This window comes from Mesorhizobium sp. M7A.F.Ca.CA.003.01.2.1 (assembly GCF_003998945.1).
Taxonomy (GTDB): Bacteria; Pseudomonadota; Alphaproteobacteria; order Rhizobiales; family Rhizobiaceae; genus Mesorhizobium; species Mesorhizobium ciceri.
Genome location: NZ_RZRA01000930.1, coordinates 1 through 2,186, shown reverse-complemented (window position 1 = coordinate 2,186; position 2,186 = coordinate 1). Strand labels below are relative to the sequence as shown.

The window sequence follows — 2,186 nt, the reverse complement described above, 5'->3', positions numbered from 1 at the left end:
CTTTGGTCCGGCGCCTTTTCCCGTGTCAGTTGCTGCGGCGCCGCCGCCACCTGTGCTCCCGGCAGGACCTGGCGGACCGTCTCCTCGCCGCGCGCGGTGCCGCCGGCAAAGGGCAGAGCCGCGAGAAAAGCGGTCGCAAGCAGGATCGCGGCTTTGCGGCGTCTGTCGTGGCGTGGGAAGGAGCGCTTCATCGGCATCGCCTATTGCAGAACCAGGTCGGCCTGCAGGGCCCCGGCCGACTTGATGCCCTGCAGAATGGCGATGATGCCGTCCGGCTTGACGCCGAGGCGGTTGAGGCCGGAAACGAGGGTCTGGAGATCGGGCCCGTCAAGCACGGCAACGCGGGCGTCGGGCCGGCTGGCGTCGATGGCGGTGAACGGTTCGATCGCGGTCTCGCCCTTGGAGAAGGGCTCGGGCTGGACGACGCGCGGCGCTTCGGTGATGCGCACGGTGAGCGTGCCGTGGCTGATGGCGACCCGTGAGATCTTGACATCATTGCCGATGACGATGGTGCCGGTGCGCTCGTCGATCACGACACGGGCCGGCGTGTCGGATTCGACCACCAAATTCTCGATTTCGGCATAGAAGCGCGCCGCCGAGACACCCTTCGGCCTTCTGATCTGGACGGTGCGCGAATCGCGCTCGGCCGCCACCCGCATGCCGAAGCGCTGGCCGGTGTAGTCGTTGATGGCGTCCGCGATGCGGATAGCGGTCGAGAAATCAGGATTGCGCAGCTGCAGCGTCAGGATCGCCTGATCGTCGAATTCGGCTTGGACGGCACGCTCGACGATGGCGCCGTTGGGCACGCGGCCGGCGGTTGGCACGCCTTGCGTCAGCTGCTCGGCCTGTCCTTGCGCGGTAAAGCCGGACACGATGACCGAGCCCTGGCCGACGGCATAGATTTCGCCGTCCGCCGCCTTCAGCGGCGTCATGATCAGCGTGCCGCCGGAAAGCGAGGTCGCGTCGCCCATCGAGGAGACGTCGATGTCGATGCGGGCGCCCGACTGCACGTAGGGCGGCATGTTGGCGGTGACGATGACGGCGGCGACATTCTTGGCGCGCGCGCTGCCGCCTTCGGTGGCGATGCCGAGGTTTTCGAGCATCGCGCGGATCGACTGTTCGGTGAATGGCGAGTTGCGCAGGCTGTCGCCCGATCCGGCAAGGCCGATGACCAGGCCGTAGCCGACGAGTTGATTGTCGCGCGAACTCTGCAGCTGGGCGATGTCCTTGATACGCGAGGCGACCTGGCCCGGCGGCAGCGAACTCGGCCCGGTCGAAACCCGGAACATGCGGCTGGTGGTGGCCGGATCATATTCGGGATCGTTGTAGACGCCGCCATTCTTGGCGGCGAGCTCGCGCTTGGCCTTCGGCGTCAGGCCGTCGGCCAGCGCCGGCTGCAGGCCAAGCACGGCTGCCAGGATCAAGGTAAGCCCGCGCATCATGAAGCGCTGACCTGGATGGTTCCATCCGCCATCACCGTGCCGGACAGGATTTTGCCGCTGTCGATGTTGCGAACCTTGACGAGGTCGCCCGCGGCTCCTGGTTGCAGCGTCACGGCGGTCGCCGAGATCGTCAGGCCGCCGGCGATGAAGAAGATCTGCACGGAGGCACCCTGTTCGACCAGCCAGGCCTCGCGGATGGCGGCGGAGGGAATGTAGCGGCCGGGCAGCAAGGTGCGCTTGGCGACCTTGCCATCCAGTTCTTCGGCCCGTGTGGCGACCGCCTCCGGCTTGTGCTTGCCGACGATAAGGGTGACCTGTTTCAGGGCAGCCAGGTTGATGGTCTCGCCGGGATAGATAACCCGGCTCGGAATAAGCACCACCTCGCCGCCAGCTTGATTGCTGGCGATCCGGGTGGCCGACTGGTTGGCCGATTCCTGGGCAAAAGCCGGCATCGTGCCGGTCACCAGCGCAAGGACGAGCGCGGTGCGGCGGAATGCGGACAGGAGGCCGGGCGTCGACATCATGCGTTACCTGATGTTCTTGGAGACCACGGAGGCCATGTCGTCGGCGGCCTGAATGACCTTGGAGTTCATCTCATAAGCGCGCTGCGCCGAGATCAGTTCGGTGATTTCCTTGACCGGGTCGACGTTGGAGGCTTCGAGATAGCCCTGCTGGATGGTGGCAAAACCGGGATCGCCAGGCACGCCGACATTCGCGGGCCCCGAAGCCGTGGTTTCCTGGAAC

General features: G+C 66.1%; 3 protein-coding genes and 1 pseudogene. All 4 read right to left on the bottom strand.

Annotated features, from left to right (window positions below; translation table 11 throughout):
- Positions 1-191: pseudogene (locus EN969_RS27820) on the bottom strand (hypothetical protein); the annotation flags it as partial.
- A 9-nt stretch (positions 192-200) separates the two neighbouring features.
- Positions 201-1,442 (bottom strand): flagellar basal body P-ring protein FlgI, encoded by a 1,242-nt coding sequence (locus EN969_RS27815; protein WP_013529793.1) that lies wholly within the window; start codon positions 1,440-1,442, stop codon positions 201-203.
- Positions 1,439-1,966, bottom strand: coding sequence for a flagellar basal body P-ring formation chaperone FlgA (gene flgA, locus EN969_RS27810; RefSeq protein WP_063168917.1), 528 nt, complete (start codon positions 1,964-1,966; stop codon positions 1,439-1,441). Before flgA ends, EN969_RS27815 begins: the two co-directional genes overlap by 4 nt.
- A 3-nt stretch (positions 1,967-1,969) precedes the next feature.
- The coding region (locus EN969_RS27805) for a flagellar basal body rod C-terminal domain-containing protein (RefSeq protein WP_281060038.1) at positions 1,970-2,186 on the bottom strand (217 nt) is incomplete at its 5' end.